The sequence below is a fragment of the Cupriavidus phytorum genome (assembly GCF_003254285.1).
In the GTDB taxonomy this organism is placed as follows: Bacteria; Pseudomonadota; Gammaproteobacteria; order Burkholderiales; family Burkholderiaceae; genus Cupriavidus; species Cupriavidus phytorum.
Genome location: NZ_QKZN01000004.1, coordinates 477,309 through 493,127 on the forward strand (window position 1 = coordinate 477,309; position 15,819 = coordinate 493,127).

Sequence of the window (15,819 nt, forward strand, 5' to 3'; positions counted from 1 at the left end):
CGCCCGCCTTCTCATAGCACATGCCCCAACTGAGCGCGGTACCGGAGCAGCCGATGGAGTGAGCGACCTCGCCATTCGGCCCGTATGTCTTGGATGAAGTAGCGCACCCTGCCAGTACAAGCGCAGCGGCAGCGCCGATAAGCAACCGCATATGAACCCCTCTCCTATATTGTTCTTTAGAGGTCGAACCCGGCGTGGCGCACCACCCCGATGTACCGATCCCCTTTCTGCAGGCGCTGGTAACGCTCCGGCCAGTCAGGATTGAGCGCCTCCAGGTACAGCTCGCCATCAACCTGAGTCAGCTTCTTGAATGTCGCCATGTTTTCGCGGGCGACGATCACGAACTTGCCTGGTAGCGCCTCAGTGTCTGGGCTAACAAACAGCTTCATCCCCTCCGGAAAAGAATACTGCGCCCCCGCAGGCGCCGTCATTGATGGGCCGCGCACAGTGACCACGAAGCCGCAAGGCCCAAGATCAATGTGGCAGGTATGCCAGATCGTATGTTCATCCGGCTGGAAGTTCTCGCACAGATCAGACCACATCCCCGCTTGTATCCAAGAAATCTCGGGGTATCGCCTTGGTTTTATGTCTGGGCCAAGGTCGAAGTTTTCCCCCGCGTGAGGGACATTGTAAGCACCGGCTGAATGGGCTCCGGCATTCTTGATTAGGGGTTGTCCCTGATGAATCTGATTCTTGACTTCCCCGCTGCTAGGTGCATCGAACCAACCCTCCATCCCAGGAAGCGCCTCAATCGCCCTTACGGTGTCCTCGCTGATGCTCCTTGTCTGTGCACGGAGTTGGCGCACAAATGCGCCGTCCTTGTAACCAAGTAACCGTCCAAAGGCGGAAACGTTGCCCTCTGTGAGCTTCGTTAGGGCAGCCTCAAGGCGCTCTAAGCGCCATTTCTGTAGTTCTAGTTTGTCCATATCAGAAGCGTAGCGCGTGCTACTCGTAGCTTGTGCTGCTAGATTCCGGTTGACAGTAGTAGCAGATGCTCCTAGAATGCGTTTCATGGACATCGACCAATACCTCTCTTCACCTGGCGCACTGAGCGTAACGGAGCTTCGACTCCGCATGAGTGCGCTCGGGTACGAAGTTAAGAGTAACGCTCAGATCCGCCAATGGCGGACAGGTTTCCGCTCCCCCAGCGAAAAAAACTGCGTCGGCTTGGAGAAGGCGACCGACGGTCGCATCCGCCGTCAAGACCTGCGGCCGAATGACTGGTGGCTGATCTGGCCGGAAATGCCCGGCGCAAAGAATCGATCGATCAAGAAGAAGTAAGCGGGTCATTGCTTTATGAGGCGTCCGTAGTGACGCCTTTATTTGAGGTCACGTCCAACCGGTTATTCAACCATGTACGTGATTGATTGTGCCTAAGAGCCAAGGGAAGGGGAGCGAGAGATGGAAGAACTGAAGCTGTTTGGAGGTGTGGTCAACGGGCCTGCGTTCCTGCCGGCAGACGTTGTCGCTGCTTGCTCTACGTACCGCGAAGCAGTGCGCGCATCGTGGGCGCATCGCCGGATCAAGGGCATGACGCAGCGGACTTTGGCCGAGCTGGCGGAGTGTTACCCGTCGCACGTTTCCGACTACCTGGCGGCCGACGACAAGCCGAGCCGCCGCGATCTGCCGGCCGGGAAGCTGAATGCGTGGGCGTCGGTGGTGGGCAACTGGGGTGTGCAGCAGTGGCTGATGCAGCAAGCGAAGTTGACGGTGATGGAAGAAGTCATCGCTCGCAAGGCCGCTTGACCGTAGAGCGCGTATGCGCCGCGGAGTTGTTCGAAGTCTTAACCGGAAATCCGGGGGTATTCAGATGGAACAGGTATTCAGCACGACGGGCCGGCGCGTGTCCGGCACCCAATTCGACAGCTATCACTCTCTGACGGTCAAGCAACTGTCTGCCAAGCAGCAGATGGTGATGGACTGCTTTGACACCGGCGCGAAGCTGACCCGCGAGGAAATCTCGCGCCGCACCAATCTGAAGCTGTCCAGCGTGTGCGGCCGTGCGCGTGAACTTTTGGATGCCAAGCGGCTTGCTGTGGTCGGCAGCGTCCGTGACATCGCAACCGGGAAGCGCCAGGAATTGCTGGGGGTGCCGGCATGAACGCCCCCATCCCATCCCAAGTAGCGCAGCGCGCCTGGATCAACGAATTGCTGCATCGCATGACTGTCGCGGAAGCGCGCGAAGTGCGGATGCAACTGTGCGCCGAGCTCAGGCGCGAGATTGCGGCATATCTCGAGCAAGCGGGGGGCAAGCAGTAATGCGCGACTACGGCAAGGTCAGCCCGCAGTTCTGGATGGGCAAGACTGGCAAAGAGCTTCGCAAGCGTGGCCCCGAGGCGCAGCTGGTCTCGCTGTATCTGATGACCAGCCCGCACGCAAACATGCTGGGCCTGTACTACGTGCCGGAAATGTTCATCGCTCACGAAACAGGATTGGGCATGGAAGGGGCTTCGAAGGGGCTTCGAAGGGCCATCGAAGCACAGTTTTGCGGTTACGACGAGGCTTCGGAGGTGGTCTGGGTGTACGAGATGGCGCACTACCAGATCGCAGAGCGGCTGAGCCCGGCAGACAAGCGCTGTGCAGGGGTGCAAAACGAGTACAACGCGCTGCCTGAAAACCCTTTCCTGGGGCCGTTTTTCGACAAATATTCGGTCGATTTCAACCTCACGAAAAAGCGCGATTCCGGAAGCCCCTTGCAAGCCCCTTCGATGGCCCTTGGAAGCCAAGAGCAGGAACAAGAGCAAGAACAGGAGCAGGAATCTAGTAACTCTAAAGAGTTACTCGTCGACAGCGATGCTGCCGACCCGTTCGCCCAGTCGTCGGCTTCGCCGTGCCCGCATCAAGAAATCATCGCGGCCTATCACGAACTGCTACCTGCTTGCCCGTCTATCCGCGAATGGACGCCGGCAAGGCAGAAGGCTCTGCGCACGCGCTGGGCTGAAGACAAGAGCCGCCAGAGCGTCGAGTACTGGCGCAAGTTGTTCGCCTACATCGCTGAAAGCCGGTTTCTGACTGGCCGCGTGCAGGGCAACAACGGGAAGCCGCCGTTCACTGCCAGCCTGGACTGGATCGTGAAGGCCGAGAACTTCGCAAAGATCCGTGAGGGTCGTTATCACAAGGAGGGGGCGTGACTGCGCGCGACGAATTCACTGTGCCTCATAGCATTGAGGCCGAGCAGGCGGTGCTAGGTGGCTTGCTTCTCGACAATGACGCTGTGGACCGCCTAGACGGCCTACAGCGCGCTCATTTCTACCGGGCTGACCATGGGGTAGTGTTCGATCAAATAATCGAACTGGTGGCCTCTGGTGCGGGCGCGGACTCGATCACGGTTTATGAGCGTCTCGCAGCAAAGGGGCAGGCCGAACACATCGGCGGGTTGGGCTACCTGACTGACCTTGCTGTCCGCACCCCGAGCTCGGCAAATATCAGCCGCTATGCGTCGATCATTCGTGACCGCGCAATCAAGCGCCAACTGCTGACGCTGTCGTCTGATGTGCCGACGATGGTGATGGGCGCCGACGAGGCTCGAGTGCTAGTCGATCGCGTCCAGTCTCGCCTCGAGCTCATGGCGCAAGAGCGCGTGAAGTCGGAGCCGGTGCGCGCCGCCGATGACCTTGGCAACTACTTCGACCAGTTGCAGGCCGAGGCTGAAGGCACTGTGAGGGCGATCCCCACCGGCTTCCGCGACCTCGACGAAAAGCTGGGCGGTGGGTTGCGGGGCGGCGAGCTCGTGATTGTTGCTGGCCGGCCCGCCATGGGGAAGACCGCTTTCGCACTGAATGTCTCGAACAACGTCGCTCGAGACTACGCCTCTCTGGTGCTGTCGATGGAAATGCCGAAGGCGCAACTGCACCAGCGCAACGTCGCCATGCTCGGGAGGATCCCGCTCGGCCGCCTGCGCCAGCCGGACAGCATGGCCGACGAACACTGGAACAACCTGACGGCGGCGACCGCCAAGATTGCCGAGCTCAACCTGTTCATGGACGACCAGCCGGCCCTGACGCTGCTCGAGGTGCGCAGCAAGGCCCGCATCGTGAAGCGTCGCCATGGACTCAACCTGCTGGTGGTCGATTACCTGGGCCTGATGACTGGCGGTCCCAGCGAAAACCGCAATCAGGAAGTCGGCAGCTACTCGCGCGGGCTGAAGGCGCTCGCCAAAGAGCTCGACATTCCGATCATCGCGCTGGCCCAGCTTAACCGCGGGCTCGAGAGCCGCCCGAACAAGCGGCCGACGATGGGCGATCTGCGCGACTCGGGGGAAATCGAGCAGGACGCCGACATCATCATGTTTCTCTACCGGGATGAGGTCTACAACCCGGACTCGCAGGCCAAGGGCATCTGCGAGGTGCTGATCGAGAAGCAGCGCCAAGGCGAGACCGGCATGGTGCCGCTGTCGTATCAGGGCGAATTCACCCTGTTCGGCGACCTGGCTCGAGGCTACACGCCGCCAGAGCCCAAGGCGCTTCCCCGCAAGACCTTCAGGGATGACCTATGAAGCCCGCATACATCACCGGGGCTGAGCGCCTTAGCGAGCGGTTCAACAAAATCCGTGACGCCTATGCCTACCACGCGCGCATGGTCGCGGCTGGCGAGGAAAGTTGGATGCATGGCGACCCTTATGCCATAGCCGATTCTTCGTGGACTTCGGCAACCCGGTAATCAAGATCGCCATCGAGTGCGACGGCGCGCAATACCACGACGCCGGGAAGGATGCGAAGCGCGACGCGGAATTGCTTGAGATGGGCTGGCGCGTGATCCGCATCCCTGGTTGGAAGTGCCTGAAGACCGGCGAGGACGCCAACGAAGAGGACACGACGATACCGATCATTCGCGCGCTCCATTGCTACTTCGAGGGGCGGCATTGAAGTGGGAGCGGATCAGTGAATACGCCATCAGATCCGGTCCATGGCGGATAAGCAAGGCGTACGTGATGGGCAAGGCCAGATACCTACTCTGGCACGGCGACAAGGTGCACAGCGGGCCGTATGACACGGCGGACGAAGCAAAGGGGAGAGCGAGATGAGCGAGATCCACAACGAGAACAAGGTAGGCGAGCCACTGAAGGCCGCATTCCTGCGCGGCGAGACGGTAATCGCCAGCCACTTTGCGGCGGCGCTGGGTGTTTCGCGTCAGGGCGTGACCGATGCACTCAAGCGGCTGAGCAAGCGCGGCTGGATCAAGGGCGTGCGAATCCGGCCGGAGGGCAGGGGGGGCAGCCAGGTTGCGTGGACGTGCGTTGACCCGGCTGGGATTGCTGCTTACGTGCCGAAGCAGGTCAAGCCGATCGTGCGCAAGGAGGTTCCTGCTCACCAGTTCACGGCGCTGATGGACGTATGGGGCGTGCAAGTCGCAGACATTCCGCTGCCCCTCTCGCACAAGCATGAGATTTGGATTCGCGATGAACTGGAGGCCGCCTGATGTACCCCATAAACCAAATCATAGCCGGCTGGCTGTCGCTGCTGTTCTGCGCTGTGCCTGAGCCCGACTACATGGGCCACTGGATGGCTCAGACGATGCGCAGCGATGTGCTGCCGTACACGCCGGGGATCTGACGATGCAAACCTGGCACCCCTACACCACCCCGCCGCAGACAGTCGGACTTGTGCGCTACCGCGACAAGAGCCAGACCATCGAGTTCATGGCGCAGTGGGACGGCAGGATGTTCCGGTACGCGTCGGGGCTGCTGACCGGCATGCCGCTGGTGCCGATGAGCGGCGACGAATGGCGCCAACCGGAGAGTAATCATGGTCAACGTAATCGCGCTACTCACCGCGCTCGGCTTCTTCATGTTCTACGGCCTGACGACGCTGGTGCTCATTCCGCTGGCCCTGCTGTCGTGGGCGCTGAAGAAGGTGATCGCGGGCATCAAGTGGGTTCAGGAGAGCATCGTATGAAACACGCATTTATCGGTCTGGTACTCGCCATGACCTTCGTTTTCCTGTTGTCTGTTGTAACGCCGTGGCTCATCAACCAGCGTAGCTCGCTGACGATGGCTGCGGTGCCGTTCCTGTGGCTGGCGTTTGCCGGCGTCATCAAGTTCATCTACTTCAAAGGAAGCAAGCAATGAAAAAACTCTTCGCACTTCTGGTGCTGCCGTTCGTGCTCATGCTGACCGGCTGCGATAACGTGCCGGCCGGCTTTGTCGGCGTACAGGTCGATAAGTACGGCGGTGACCGCGGCGTCAACATCGAGGTGAAAGGTCCGGGCCGCTACTTCAATGGCCCGAACACCGACATGTTCCTGTTCCCGTCGTTCACGCAGAACTACGTCTGGGACAAGAAGGATGGCGACGAGTCGTTCACCTTCCAGACCGTGGAAGGGATGTCTGTCAACACTGACATCGGCATCAGCTACTTCATCCCGACCGACAAGGTTGCGGGCGTCTTCCAGAAGTACCGCAAGGGCGTGGACGAGATTACCGGTACCTACCTGCGTGCCATGGTGCGCGATGCCTTGAACCTCGCCGGCGCTGGCATGGCGGTTGAGGATGTCTACGGCAAGGGCAAGGCCGCGCTGCAGGAAAAAGTCGAATCTGAGGTGAAGCGCCAAGCAGCGTCGGTGGGCGTGACGGTGGAGAACATCTACTTCGTCAACGAGATGCGCCTTCCGCCGCAAGTGCTGCAGTCGATCAACGCCAAGATCGCCGCGACGCAGGTTGCACAGCAGAAGGAGAACGAACTGCGCGCTGCAGAGGCTGACGCAAAGAAGGAGGTAGCCAAGGCGCAAGGCGAGGCCCAGGCGCTGGAGATCAAGGCCAAGGCGCTCCGCGAGAACCAGCAGATGCTGCAGCAGATGGCCGTCGAGAAGTGGGACGGCAAGCTGCCCCAGTACATCGGCGCCGGCACTCCGGTTCCTTTCATCAACGTGAAATAAGGGCGGGTATGAGGCGAGCAGCAAGGGTTGACGCGAACCATTCCGAGATCGTCAAGGCGCTGCGCAAGATTGGCGCGACGGTCACGTCCACGGCAGGGGTAGGAGGCGGGTTCCCAGATCTGGCCGTTGGATGGCGCGGCATGACCCTGCTGCTCGAAATCAAGGATGGGGCCAAGCCGCCCAGCGCCCGGCAACTGACCGACGACGAGCGCAAGTGGCACGCGGAATGGCGCGGTCATGCGGATGTAGTGGAAAGCGTGGAGGAAGCTCTGCGCGCTGTTATGGGAGATGAATGATGGGATGCACGAAATGTGGCGGCACTGACCACACCCTGTCCAACTGCCCGCGCTTCAAGGTGCGGATTGCGAGGATCGCATGAGCAATAACAAAGGACATGGGCACGTGGTGCCGAGGCCGGACGGGTTGAAGGCACGTTGCGGTGGCCCGGGACTCTGCCCGGTATGCCAGACGGAGCAGCGACTGGACGCCGAATTTCAGGAGATGCTGCGCAAGCAGGCAGCATCGGCCCAGATGGGCATGGATGCCGCGAAGAAGGCTGGTGCCGAAATGTACCGGCTTGGCAAGCAGGCACTGGATGAGGCTGGCCGAATTGCCGCAAGCACGTCTTTCGAGGAACTGAACTCGCAGCGCGCCGCAAACGCCATGCTGACGGCTCAGGTTGAGGCGCTGGAAGCAGAGAGAGATGCACTGCGGGCGGCTTGCATAGACGCAGTGATGGCGCTGGCCCATGCGTCCAATCGGTTCCCGGAATACAACGCGGCCTACGAGTCTGTGAGCGCCGCCATCGCACGCAAGGAGCAAGCATGAAGCCCAAGAAAACCGTGTGCCCGAGCGCACCCTACGTGCCGCTGAAGCTGGATCTGGCAACGAAGCTGGCGCAGGCCAAGGCAGCGAAGGATCAGCCGCCAATGACCAGTCTCGCGTCCAGCGTGCCGAGCCATACGAAGGAGTGGAAATGAGCGACGAGCGCAATTGCAAAACCTGCGGGCACAGCAAGGGAAGCCTGCTTGGCGGGGAATTCAGGCGTTGCGCGCGCACTGGCTACTACTGCGACACGGAGCTGAAGTTCGGCGGAAGATGCCAGACGTTGGGTGGACTGGCCCTGTGGGAACCCAAGCCGCCACTGCATCGCCGCTTCATCCGCATCTTTACCGGGGTGAAGGCATGAGTAAGCAGATCTACCGGCTGGTGCATCGGCAGGCGCGGGCCGGCGCGCAACTAGCGATCACGAACGCACCGGACGGCTACATCGTGACCGTGTCCGAGCCGACCAAGAGCCGCGACCAAGAGGCCAAGTATCACGCCATGTTCGCGGATGTCGCCAGATGCTGCACTTTCATGGGCGAGAAGCGCGATGCTGAGACGTGGAAGCGCCTGCTGGTCGATGCATTCGCGCGGGTGAAGGCGGCAGAGGGCGATCCGATCAAGGGGCAAGGCCAAATCATACCCAGCCTTGATGGTTCCGGCTTTGTGCAGCTCGGAATCCAGACGCGCAGATTCAGCAAGAAGCACGCTTCAGAGTTCATCGAGTACCTGTATGCGTGGGGCGCTGACCGTGATGTGAATTGGACCGGGGAGGCTCGCTATGCCGAGAACGTTTAAGAACGACCTGACGGGCAAGGTGTTTAGCCTGCTGACGGTCCTGGAGTTCGTGCCAGACGATAGCGATTATTCGAAGTGGAGAGTCCGCTGTGCCTGTGGGACCGTCAAGACGGTAATGGGGCAGTCACTGATTCGCGGGATGACTATTTCATGCGGTTGCGAAGGCCTGCGCCGTCGCGCTGCAAGGACAGTCACACATGGCCAGGCTGGTCCTAAGCGGCGCACAAGGGCATATCGAATCTGGGCAAACATGATGGACCGCTGCGAGTGGGGCGGGAATGCTAGGTCTTTTGCGGACTACGGCGCAAAGGGCATCCGTGTATGCGAGAGGTGGCACAAGTTTGAGAATTTCTTCGAGGATATGGGTAATCCACCGGATGGGATGAGCCTCGACAGGGTGAACAACAAGGGTGGTTATGAGCCGGGCAATTGCAGGTGGGCGACGCGATTGCAACAGGCGCTCAATACATCTAGGACCGTCAAGGTCGTGTTCGGTGGCGTCGTCCGTGAGGTGCATTTCCTGTGTGCTGAGCTGGGGATAAGTAGAGGCGCGCTCAGATCGCGGGCGATGCGCCGTGGTGGCAACTATGCAGAGGCGCTTCGGAGTATGGGCTTCGCGGCGACTGAGGCGGGTGCAGCATGAGCAAGATCCGCAAAAGCGCCCGCGACAAGGACTGCCAAGTTCGCATCCCCGGCGTCTGCACATTCGACCCCGCAACGACGATCTGGAGCCACTACCGCGGCGAGGCAGGCGGCAAGGGTGGCGCGATCAAGTCTGACGACATCTGCGGCGCCTATGCCTGCACTGCCTGTGATGCGGTGTACGACGGGCAGAGGCCGCGGCCGGCAGGGATGACGAAGGAAGAGGTTGATCTGGACTGGCTGACCGGGCACATCCGGTCGATCAGGATTCTGGCGAGGGAGGGGCTTATCTGATGCTAAGCAACGGGTGGAACCCATGGATGTGCTGGGCGCTGTTCTTGCGCATCGTAATGGGTGGTGGGAAACAGGAAAGGAGGGAAGAGGGATGAAAGACCTGCGGAAGTATGTGAAGTTTGCGGTGGTGCTGCCGTTCTTGCTGCCGGTGCTGATGGTTGGGGCTGTGGCATATCTGCTCGATCAAGTCACCGAGGGGATATGCGAAAAGGTGTTCGGATGGGTAACGCGATAGGGGGATCGCATGACTGACCAAGAACTTAAGGCGCACTGCAACCAATGGGGCTACTGGTGCTTCTCCAAGCGCTACTTCGCGCCACCGGTGCCGCAGAACATCCTGGCGCAGCTCCAGCCGCGGGCACGGGCGCCCAAGGAGCCGGACGGCCCGCTGGATGCTGATATGGCATTCTTTAACATGGCAATTCATGGTATGGCAGAAGAGGACCAGGAAGGCGCGATCTGCTTCAGCCTGTACTACTTCCACGGCTTCCGCCCTGTGAAGGCCATGGCTGCCGCGCTCAACATCGGCACCCGCACGTTCTACGACAGGATGGACCGCTTTAGTCGCCGCGCCCACAAGATGGCAGCGAGGATTAAAGCGGTTCACCTTGCGCATACGGCGGTTGAGAAGCGCGAGCCGGTGGAGGCGGACTAGTGCGGATTTTCCCGCGCAATTTAGTCCCGCACTAAAACCGGCTTTATCCTACACTTTGTGCAACGCTGAGGTTAATGCGTTCGATGCTCCGCCACTCGCGGGGCTTTTTGCTTTTAGGGGCGAGCGATGGCGACAAGGAAGCGCAAGGCTGAGGCGGAAACGCCGACATTGACCTGCGAGCACTGCCGCTATTTCAAGCCCGGCGCATCGCACAACGAGTGCCGCGCCAACCCGCCCACGATGGTGACGGATTTGTCCGACGGCGGGCATATGAGCCTGTTCCCGATGGTTGAGCCGTCCGACTGGTGCGGCTTCTTCATGCCTCGCCTCAACTCCTGACATGACCCGAGACGACCTGATCCAGCAGTACGGCTCTGTACGTGCTGCGGCGCGGGCTATGGGGCTGGCAGAAACGACGCTACGGGAGAGGCTGGGCCGCGGTGAGTCGGTGCAGGTGACGCTGTCCGAGCGCAAGACGGTCAACAATCTGGCGATCCGCAATGGCTCGGTGGTGATCGGGTCTGACGCGCACTACTCGCCGGGGCTGGTGACGACCGCGCACAAGGCGTTCTGCAACGTGATCGCGGAATACGCCGGCGACCTGAAGGCGGTAATCCTGAACGGCGACATCCTCGATGGTGGCAGGATCAGCCGGCATGGCCGCATTGGCTGGCAGAAGACGCACAGCGTGAAGGATGAGCTGGAGGCGGTGCAGGAGCGCATGGGCGAGATCGAGAAGGCCGCCAAGGGCATGAAGCTGCTGCGCACTACCGGCAATCATTGTGTGCGCTTCGATACCAAGCTAGCTGCGATGGCCCCGGAGTACGAGGGCATCCCCGGTTTCGCGCTGGCTGACCATTTGCCGGCATGGAAGGACAGCTACCGCATCGACGTGAACGCCGACACGGTCATCATTCATGCGGTGGCGAACGGCATGCACGCCGCCTACAACAACGTGGTGAAGGGCTCTGGCTTCCATGTGGTGACAGGCCACACGCACCGCTTGCAGGCCGTCCAGTTCCGCGGCTTCGGAAAGCTGCGGTACGGGATCGAAACCGGCATGCTGGCCGACCCCGAGCAGGACGAATTCCACTACCTGACCGGCCGCAACGCGAACTGGCAATCCGGCTTCGCGGTGCTGACGTGGCGGGATGGGGAATTGCTGTATCCGGAGTTCTGCGCTGTGCGGGATGACGGAAAGGCGTACTTTCGCGGCCAGAGGGTCGCATAACACGAGAGGGAAAAGGGCATGCACAACATCCAGTCGCCGCGCACCGACGACAACGCCATCGAGCAGGAGATCCAGGCCAAGGGCAAGACCGCGCCGCGCGTCACGCCGGCTGAAATCGAGGCGAACATCGCCAGTGAGCACTATTTCACGGCGGCCGATGGCGTGGACGGCCACAACATTGCGGTGCTGCGAGCGAGCGAGCCGACCGCGCCTCTCGAAGTGGCGCCTATGTCGGACGATCCTGATCTCGGCAAGACCGGTATGGCTCCGCTGCGCCTGCTGACCTTCTGCGTGCTGGTTCTGGGCAACGGCTTCACCGTGACCGGCGAGTCCGCCTGCGCCAGCCCGGAGAACTTCGACGCAGAGATCGGCCGCAAGATCGCGCGCCAGAATGCGGTCAACAAGATCTGGCCGCTGATGGGCTACGCGCTCAAGCAGCAACTGCACGATGTGGCCTAACAACGACGGTTGACGACGGGCTCCACGAAACGGAGCCCCTTCACGCATGCCCCCTGTGAGCCGTGCTAGCCGGCCGGGAAGACCTCCCCAGGAGGCAGTCGTGAGGGATGCTTGGATGAGCCCAAGACACTGCCGCCTGACAGGCCAATGGACCGCGAGCCGGAGAATGCCCGGCCCCTCAACCTGTTTCATCGCTGTCTCTCCTCCCGGGTCTTCGGACCATTGGCGCCTCGCTGGCTTCGGTCGGCGGGGCGCAATTTCTTTGTGCTGAATGCAAAATAAGTTGGAGTAAGTTCACATGGCATGGCCTAAAGGCACTCCACGGCCTGAAGGTGCGGGCCGCAAAAAGGGAACGCCGAACAAGATCACGGCGGACATCAAGGCGCTGGCTCAAGAGCATGGCGCGACCGCTATCACGATCCTGGCGACGATCCTGACGACTGCTGAGAGCGACCAGGCGAAGATTGCTGCGGCGAAGGAACTGCTTGACCGCGGGTACGGCAAAGCCATGCAGGGCGTCGAACTGACCGGCAAGGAGGGCGGCCCGGTCGTCATCGCGGCCTCGGATCTTGACGAGAAGCTGTGAAGCTAAACCCGAAGCAGGCCGAGGCGCAGGTCATTCTGGCTGGCGATGCCACGCACATCATGCTGTTTGGTGGCAGCCGGAGCGGCAAGACGTTCCTGTTGACCCGCAATGTGGTGATGCGCGCCATGAAGGCGCCGAACAGCCGGCATTGCATTCTGCGGTTTCGCTTTAACCACGTGAAGAACTCCGTGGTGCTGGACACCTTCCCGAAGGTGATGAAGATCTGCTTCCCGGGCGTTGAGTACGTCCTGAGCAAGACGGACTGGTATGCGGAACTGCCGAATGGCTCGCAGATCTGGTTTGGCGGCTTGGATGACAAGGAGCGAACCGAGAAGATTCTCGGTATGGAGTTCGCCACGATCTACCTGAACGAGGCGAGCCAGATTCCGTACGGCTCGGTTGGTATCGCGGTCACGCGCCTGGCGCAAAAGGCGTTTCAGGTGATTCGGGGCCGTGAGTCCGTGCAGCTCAAGCCGCGCATGTATTACGACTGCAACCCGCCGAACAAGGCGCACTGGTCGTACAAGCTGTTTGTGCAGAAGCGCGACCCGGACTCGGGTGAGCAGGTCCGGAGCCCAGACGACTACGCGCATTTCCAGATCAACCCAGACGCGAACAAGGAAAACCTGTCCGACGGGTATCTGGACACGCTGAAGAACATGAGCGCGCGCCTGCGCAAGCGCTTTCTGGATGGTGAGTTTGCAGACGCCAACCCGAATGCGCTGTTCCCCGACGAGAACATCGAGAAGTGGCGCGTGCTGGATGGTGTAGTGCCAGACATGGTGCGCATCGTGGTGGCTGTTGACCCATCCGGCTCTGACGACGAGGTGGACGCGGACAATGACGCGATCGGCATTGTGGTGGCTGGGCTAGGCACTGACGGCAACGGCTACATCCTCGAAGACTGCACGGTGCAGGCTGGGCCGGCGACGTGGGGCAAGGTGGCCGCAGACGCATACGACCGCCACCAGGCTGACGTGATTGTTGGCGAAATCAACTATGGCGGCGCGATGGTCAAGCATGTAATTCAGACCGCCCGGCCGCGCACGCCGTACAAGCAGGTGACCGCCTCCCGCGGCAAGGCGGTGCGGGCTGAGCCGTTCTCTGCGCTGTATGAGCAAGGGAAGGTGCGCCACGTTGGCTACTTCCGCGAGATGGAAGACGAATTCGCTGCGTTCTCCACGATTGGCTACACCGGGCCGCGGTCACCAAACCGGGCTGACGCTGCAATCTGGGCGCTCACAGAGTTGTTCCCGGGGATTGTCAGCGACCGACGCAACAAAGAGAAACCGAAACCGAAATCGACGCCGGCTGCAACCGCAGGCGCCTGGATGAGCTAACCATGGCAGAGAGCAAGGACGACAACAAGCGCGTGAAGGAAGCGCACAAGCGTTTCGCGCGCTGCCAAGAGGCGGAGAGCGAGTTTCGCAATCTGTTCTTGGACGACCTGCGCTTTGTGAATGGCGACTCGGACAACGGTTGGCAGTGGCCCGAGGAGGTGTGGAAGTCGCGCGAAGCTGAGCGCCGGCCACGCCTGACGGTCAACAAGACCAAGCAGCACAACCGCCAGATCACCAACGATGCGCGGCAGAACAAGCCGAGCGTTCGCGTGTCGCCGGTAGATGGTGGCGCGGACAAGAAGACGGCCGAGATCATCAACGGCATCATCCGGCATATCGAGGCCAATTCGAGCGCGGACACAGCCTATGACACCGCGGCAGAGTTTGCTGTGGACGGCGGGATCGGCTACTGGCGCGTGATCACGGACTACGCTAGTGACGACAGTTTCGAGCAGGAAATCTACATCAAGCGGGTCAAGAACCCGATGAACGTGTATCTGGACCCTGACATCCAAGAGGCGGATGGGTCAGATGCCAAGTTCGGCTTCGTCTTTGAAGACCTGCTGAAGGAAGAATTCGAGGCACGCTATCCGGGCTTTGATGCTGTCGGCTGGCCGATGGAAGGCGGTTCCGACTGGCTGAGCAAGGACAAGATCCGCTTGGCCGAGTACTTCCACGTGGTGGACGTCGAGGACACGCTGATTGCCGACGAGCAGGGCAACGTGATTCGCATGTCTGAGGTGAGGCCCGAAGACAAGGCGATGATCGAGGCCATGCCGAAGCAGCGCACCCGCAAGGTGAAGCGCCGCACGGTGAAGTGGTGTCTGATCGCTGGTGACCAAGAGATCGAGTACAACGACTGGCCCGGCCGCTACATCCCCATCGTGCGCGTCGTGGGCGAGGAAGTGGACATCGACGGCAAGACGGAGCGCAAGGGGCATACGCGCTACCTGAAAGACCCGGCGCGCATGTACAACTACTGGACCAGTTCGGCGGTCGAGTTCGTCGCGCTGCAGGGCAAAACGCCGTGGGTTGGGCCGGCCGAGGCACGCGAGGGGTACGAACGATACTGGGACACCGCCAACACGGCGAATCACTCGTACCTGCCGTACAACCATCTGGATGAGACTGGTGGCGTCATCCCGCCGCCGCAACGGCAGCAGCCGCCTGTGATGGCTGCGGCCTACATCCAAGGTATGCAGACCGCCGCGGAAGAGTTGAAGATGGCGAGCGGCCAGTATGACGCCTCGATGGGGGCCAAATCCAACGAGACGAGCGGCCGAGCGATCATGGCCCGCCAGCGCGAGGGCGACACCGCGACGTTCCACTTTGTGGACAATGTGGCGCGCGCCATCAAGTACACCGGGATGATCCTGGTGGACCTGATCCCGAAGATTTACGACACGCCGCGGGTTGTGCGCATCCTGGGCGAAGACGGCAGCGAGGACACGGTTCAGATCGATCCGACGCAGAAGCAATCGGTGGTTGAGAGCAAGGACCTCGCGGGCGAAATCCAGACGATCTACAACCCGGGCGTAGGTCGCTATGACGTGACTGTGCGGGTTGGGCCGAGCTACACCACGCGCCGGCAGGAAGCCTTCGACGCCATGACGCAGATGGCGCAGGGCAACCCGCAGCTACTACAGCAGGCCGGCGATCTGATCATGAAGGCCGCAGACTTCCCGATGGCTGATGAGCTTGCCGAGCGACTGGAGAAGTTCCTGCCGCCTGGCGTTAAGGATGACAAGGAATCGCCGGAAGCCGCTGCCCTCAAGCAGCAGATGCAGGAATTGCAGGCGCAACTACAGACGCTTGGGCAGGAGTACAACAAGCTGCACGAGGACAAGGAAACAGATCGCGAGAAGAACCGGATCGCCGCGTTCCAGGCCGAAACCGATCGCGCGGTCAAGCTTGCCCCGTACCTGCCGCCTGAGTCCGCCTCGTATCTTGCCGCTGTCGCGGCGCGGCAGATGGTGGATTCGCCAGACATTTACCCGGGCGTGCCAATGCAACCGCAGATGGCGCCTCCCGTATCGCAAGAAGCATCACCCGAAGCCCCGCCTAGTGCGGGGTTTTTGATTTTGTAGGGCCGTACCGGCGCGTATCACCGGGCTAA

At 61.0% G+C, this 15,819-nt stretch carries 27 protein-coding genes; 26 read left to right on the top strand and 1 reads right to left on the bottom strand.

What is annotated here, in order from left to right; genetic code table 11:
* Window positions 1-176: 176 nt before the first annotated feature.
* Entirely contained in the window at window positions 177-926 is a 750-nt protein-coding gene (locus C7416_RS13545; protein WP_258401111.1) for a LexA family protein, read from the bottom strand.
* Window positions 927-1,011: 85 nt separating this feature from the next.
* Between C7416_RS13545 and C7416_RS13550 the strand changes: the two genes are divergently transcribed.
* From C7416_RS13550 to C7416_RS13635, 26 genes are all read left to right on the top strand, one after another.
* A complete protein-coding gene (locus C7416_RS13550) occupies window positions 1,012-1,281 on the top strand; it encodes a transcriptional regulator (RefSeq protein WP_181461229.1) in 270 nt (89 codons plus the stop codon).
* A 120-nt stretch (window positions 1,282-1,401) separates the two neighbouring features.
* The gene (locus C7416_RS13555) at window positions 1,402-1,746 is read left to right on the top strand and encodes a helix-turn-helix domain-containing protein (protein ID WP_111519403.1); all 345 of its coding nucleotides are present in this window, start codon (window positions 1,402-1,404) and stop codon (window positions 1,744-1,746) included.
* Between the two features lie 64 nt (window positions 1,747-1,810).
* Window positions 1,811-2,101 carry a hypothetical protein gene (locus C7416_RS13560; protein WP_111519404.1) on the top strand — a complete coding sequence of 97 codons (291 nt, stop codon included), beginning with the start codon at window positions 1,811-1,813 and terminating at the stop codon, window positions 2,099-2,101.
* Window positions 2,098-2,259: a hypothetical protein gene (locus C7416_RS29130; RefSeq protein WP_181461230.1), complete on the top strand. Its 162-nt coding sequence runs from the start codon at window positions 2,098-2,100 to the stop codon at window positions 2,257-2,259. The genes C7416_RS13560 and C7416_RS29130 overlap by 4 nt, the downstream gene beginning before the upstream one ends.
* A complete protein-coding gene (locus C7416_RS13565; RefSeq protein ID WP_111519405.1) occupies window positions 2,259-3,131 on the top strand; it encodes a hypothetical protein in 873 nt (290 codons plus the stop codon). The genes C7416_RS29130 and C7416_RS13565 overlap by 1 nt, the downstream gene beginning before the upstream one ends.
* Window positions 3,128-4,495 (top strand): replicative DNA helicase, encoded by a 1,368-nt coding sequence (gene dnaB, locus C7416_RS13570; protein ID WP_111519406.1) that lies wholly within the window; start codon window positions 3,128-3,130, stop codon window positions 4,493-4,495. Before C7416_RS13565 ends, dnaB begins: the two co-directional genes overlap by 4 nt.
* A gap of 142 nt (window positions 4,496-4,637) precedes the next feature.
* Window positions 4,638-4,865 carry a DUF559 domain-containing protein gene (locus C7416_RS13575; RefSeq protein WP_181461231.1) on the top strand — a complete coding sequence of 76 codons (228 nt, stop codon included), beginning with the start codon at window positions 4,638-4,640 and terminating at the stop codon, window positions 4,863-4,865.
* Window positions 4,866-5,019: 154 nt separating this feature from the next.
* On the top strand, window positions 5,020-5,418 hold the full coding sequence (locus C7416_RS13580) for a MarR family transcriptional regulator (protein ID WP_111519408.1): 399 nt from the start codon (window positions 5,020-5,022) through the stop codon (window positions 5,416-5,418).
* Window positions 5,418-5,552 (top strand): hypothetical protein, encoded by a 135-nt coding sequence (locus tag C7416_RS29320; RefSeq protein ID WP_258401112.1) that lies wholly within the window; start codon window positions 5,418-5,420, stop codon window positions 5,550-5,552. Before C7416_RS13580 ends, C7416_RS29320 begins: the two co-directional genes overlap by 1 nt.
* Before the next feature lie 192 nt (window positions 5,553-5,744).
* Window positions 5,745-5,894, top strand: coding sequence for a hypothetical protein (locus C7416_RS29135; protein WP_181461232.1), 150 nt, complete (start codon window positions 5,745-5,747; stop codon window positions 5,892-5,894).
* A complete protein-coding gene (locus C7416_RS29140; protein WP_181461242.1) occupies window positions 5,891-6,067 on the top strand; it encodes a hypothetical protein in 177 nt (58 codons plus the stop codon). Before C7416_RS29135 ends, C7416_RS29140 begins: the two co-directional genes overlap by 4 nt.
* Window positions 6,064-6,873, top strand: coding sequence for an SPFH domain-containing protein (locus C7416_RS13585; protein ID WP_111519409.1), 810 nt, complete (start codon window positions 6,064-6,066; stop codon window positions 6,871-6,873). Before C7416_RS29140 ends, C7416_RS13585 begins: the two co-directional genes overlap by 4 nt.
* Window positions 6,874-7,013: 140 nt before the next feature.
* The gene (locus tag C7416_RS29245) at window positions 7,014-7,169 is read left to right on the top strand and encodes a hypothetical protein (protein ID WP_220085017.1); all 156 of its coding nucleotides are present in this window, start codon (window positions 7,014-7,016) and stop codon (window positions 7,167-7,169) included.
* 79 nt (window positions 7,170-7,248) lie between these two features.
* Window positions 7,249-7,701 (top strand): hypothetical protein, encoded by a 453-nt coding sequence (locus tag C7416_RS13595; protein ID WP_146604272.1) that lies wholly within the window; start codon window positions 7,249-7,251, stop codon window positions 7,699-7,701.
* Entirely contained in the window at window positions 7,698-7,853 is a 156-nt protein-coding gene (locus C7416_RS29145; protein ID WP_181461233.1) for a hypothetical protein, read from the top strand. Before C7416_RS13595 ends, C7416_RS29145 begins: the two co-directional genes overlap by 4 nt.
* On the top strand, window positions 7,850-8,062 hold the full coding sequence (locus C7416_RS29150; RefSeq protein WP_181461234.1) for a hypothetical protein: 213 nt from the start codon (window positions 7,850-7,852) through the stop codon (window positions 8,060-8,062). The genes C7416_RS29145 and C7416_RS29150 overlap by 4 nt, the downstream gene beginning before the upstream one ends.
* Window positions 8,059-8,496, top strand: coding sequence for a recombination protein NinB (locus C7416_RS13600; RefSeq protein WP_181461235.1), 438 nt, complete (start codon window positions 8,059-8,061; stop codon window positions 8,494-8,496). Before C7416_RS29150 ends, C7416_RS13600 begins: the two co-directional genes overlap by 4 nt.
* A 639-nt stretch (window positions 8,497-9,135) precedes the next feature.
* Window positions 9,136-9,432 (top strand): nuclease domain-containing protein, encoded by a 297-nt coding sequence (locus tag C7416_RS13605; RefSeq protein WP_111519413.1) that lies wholly within the window; start codon window positions 9,136-9,138, stop codon window positions 9,430-9,432.
* 22 nt (window positions 9,433-9,454) lie between these two features.
* Entirely contained in the window at window positions 9,455-9,667 is a 213-nt protein-coding gene (locus tag C7416_RS28935; RefSeq protein ID WP_146604273.1) for a hypothetical protein, read from the top strand.
* 9 nt (window positions 9,668-9,676) lie between these two features.
* Window positions 9,677-10,087, top strand: a complete 411-nt coding sequence (locus tag C7416_RS13610; RefSeq protein WP_111519414.1) for a hypothetical protein — start codon at window positions 9,677-9,679, stop codon at window positions 10,085-10,087.
* Between the two features lie 126 nt (window positions 10,088-10,213).
* On the top strand, window positions 10,214-10,426 hold the full coding sequence (locus C7416_RS28940; RefSeq protein ID WP_146604274.1) for a hypothetical protein: 213 nt from the start codon (window positions 10,214-10,216) through the stop codon (window positions 10,424-10,426).
* A 1-nt stretch (window position 10,427) separates the two neighbouring features.
* Window positions 10,428-11,318 carry a hypothetical protein gene (locus tag C7416_RS13615; protein WP_146604275.1) on the top strand — a complete coding sequence of 297 codons (891 nt, stop codon included), beginning with the start codon at window positions 10,428-10,430 and terminating at the stop codon, window positions 11,316-11,318.
* An 18-nt stretch (window positions 11,319-11,336) separates the two neighbouring features.
* Window positions 11,337-11,777: a Gp49 family protein gene (locus tag C7416_RS13620; protein WP_111519416.1), complete on the top strand. Its 441-nt coding sequence runs from the start codon at window positions 11,337-11,339 to the stop codon at window positions 11,775-11,777.
* A 298-nt stretch (window positions 11,778-12,075) separates the two neighbouring features.
* The gene (locus C7416_RS13625) at window positions 12,076-12,363 is read left to right on the top strand and encodes a hypothetical protein (protein WP_111519417.1); all 288 of its coding nucleotides are present in this window, start codon (window positions 12,076-12,078) and stop codon (window positions 12,361-12,363) included.
* A complete protein-coding gene (locus C7416_RS13630; protein WP_220085018.1) occupies window positions 12,360-13,703 on the top strand; it encodes a phage terminase large subunit in 1,344 nt (447 codons plus the stop codon). Before C7416_RS13625 ends, C7416_RS13630 begins: the two co-directional genes overlap by 4 nt.
* A gap of 2 nt (window positions 13,704-13,705) precedes the next feature.
* Complete coding sequence (locus tag C7416_RS13635; RefSeq protein ID WP_111519418.1) at window positions 13,706-15,790, top strand: portal protein; 2,085 nt, start codon at window positions 13,706-13,708, stop codon at window positions 15,788-15,790.
* The last annotated feature ends 29 nt before the right edge of the window (window positions 15,791-15,819 follow it).

What these genes read in the sequence shown, in the direction of transcription:
- C7416_RS13545 (WP_258401111.1), bottom strand. Translation starts at nt 926, where the DNA reads ATGGACAAACTAGAACTACAGAAATGGCGCTTAGAGCGCCTTGAGGCT.
- C7416_RS13550 (WP_181461229.1), top strand. Translation starts at nt 1,012, where the DNA reads ATGGACATCGACCAATACCTCTCTTCACCTGGCGCACTGAGCGTAACG.
- C7416_RS13555 (WP_111519403.1), top strand. Translation starts at nt 1,402, where the DNA reads ATGGAAGAACTGAAGCTGTTTGGAGGTGTGGTCAACGGGCCTGCGTTC.
- C7416_RS13560 (WP_111519404.1), top strand. Translation starts at nt 1,811, where the DNA reads ATGGAACAGGTATTCAGCACGACGGGCCGGCGCGTGTCCGGCACCCAA.
- C7416_RS29130 (WP_181461230.1), top strand. Translation starts at nt 2,098, where the DNA reads ATGAACGCCCCCATCCCATCCCAAGTAGCGCAGCGCGCCTGGATCAAC.
- C7416_RS13565 (WP_111519405.1), top strand. Translation starts at nt 2,259, where the DNA reads ATGCGCGACTACGGCAAGGTCAGCCCGCAGTTCTGGATGGGCAAGACT.
- C7416_RS13580 (WP_111519408.1), top strand. Translation starts at nt 5,020, where the DNA reads ATGAGCGAGATCCACAACGAGAACAAGGTAGGCGAGCCACTGAAGGCC.
- C7416_RS29320 (WP_258401112.1), top strand. Translation starts at nt 5,418, where the DNA reads ATGTACCCCATAAACCAAATCATAGCCGGCTGGCTGTCGCTGCTGTTC.
- C7416_RS29135 (WP_181461232.1), top strand. Translation starts at nt 5,745, where the DNA reads ATGGTCAACGTAATCGCGCTACTCACCGCGCTCGGCTTCTTCATGTTC.
- C7416_RS29140 (WP_181461242.1), top strand. Translation starts at nt 5,891, where the DNA reads ATGAAACACGCATTTATCGGTCTGGTACTCGCCATGACCTTCGTTTTC.
- C7416_RS13585 (WP_111519409.1), top strand. Translation starts at nt 6,064, where the DNA reads ATGAAAAAACTCTTCGCACTTCTGGTGCTGCCGTTCGTGCTCATGCTG.
- C7416_RS29245 (WP_220085017.1), top strand. Translation starts at nt 7,014, where the DNA reads ATGACCCTGCTGCTCGAAATCAAGGATGGGGCCAAGCCGCCCAGCGCC.
- C7416_RS13595 (WP_146604272.1), top strand. Translation starts at nt 7,249, where the DNA reads ATGAGCAATAACAAAGGACATGGGCACGTGGTGCCGAGGCCGGACGGG.
- C7416_RS29145 (WP_181461233.1), top strand. Translation starts at nt 7,698, where the DNA reads ATGAAGCCCAAGAAAACCGTGTGCCCGAGCGCACCCTACGTGCCGCTG.
- C7416_RS29150 (WP_181461234.1), top strand. Translation starts at nt 7,850, where the DNA reads ATGAGCGACGAGCGCAATTGCAAAACCTGCGGGCACAGCAAGGGAAGC.
- C7416_RS13600 (WP_181461235.1), top strand. Translation starts at nt 8,059, where the DNA reads ATGAGTAAGCAGATCTACCGGCTGGTGCATCGGCAGGCGCGGGCCGGC.
- C7416_RS13605 (WP_111519413.1), top strand. Translation starts at nt 9,136, where the DNA reads ATGAGCAAGATCCGCAAAAGCGCCCGCGACAAGGACTGCCAAGTTCGC.
- C7416_RS28935 (WP_146604273.1), top strand. Translation starts at nt 9,455, where the DNA reads ATGGATGTGCTGGGCGCTGTTCTTGCGCATCGTAATGGGTGGTGGGAA.
- C7416_RS13610 (WP_111519414.1), top strand. Translation starts at nt 9,677, where the DNA reads ATGACTGACCAAGAACTTAAGGCGCACTGCAACCAATGGGGCTACTGG.
- C7416_RS28940 (WP_146604274.1), top strand. Translation starts at nt 10,214, where the DNA reads ATGGCGACAAGGAAGCGCAAGGCTGAGGCGGAAACGCCGACATTGACC.
- C7416_RS13615 (WP_146604275.1), top strand. Translation starts at nt 10,428, where the DNA reads ATGACCCGAGACGACCTGATCCAGCAGTACGGCTCTGTACGTGCTGCG.
- C7416_RS13620 (WP_111519416.1), top strand. Translation starts at nt 11,337, where the DNA reads ATGCACAACATCCAGTCGCCGCGCACCGACGACAACGCCATCGAGCAG.
- C7416_RS13625 (WP_111519417.1), top strand. Translation starts at nt 12,076, where the DNA reads ATGGCATGGCCTAAAGGCACTCCACGGCCTGAAGGTGCGGGCCGCAAA.
- C7416_RS13635 (WP_111519418.1), top strand. Translation starts at nt 13,706, where the DNA reads ATGGCAGAGAGCAAGGACGACAACAAGCGCGTGAAGGAAGCGCACAAG.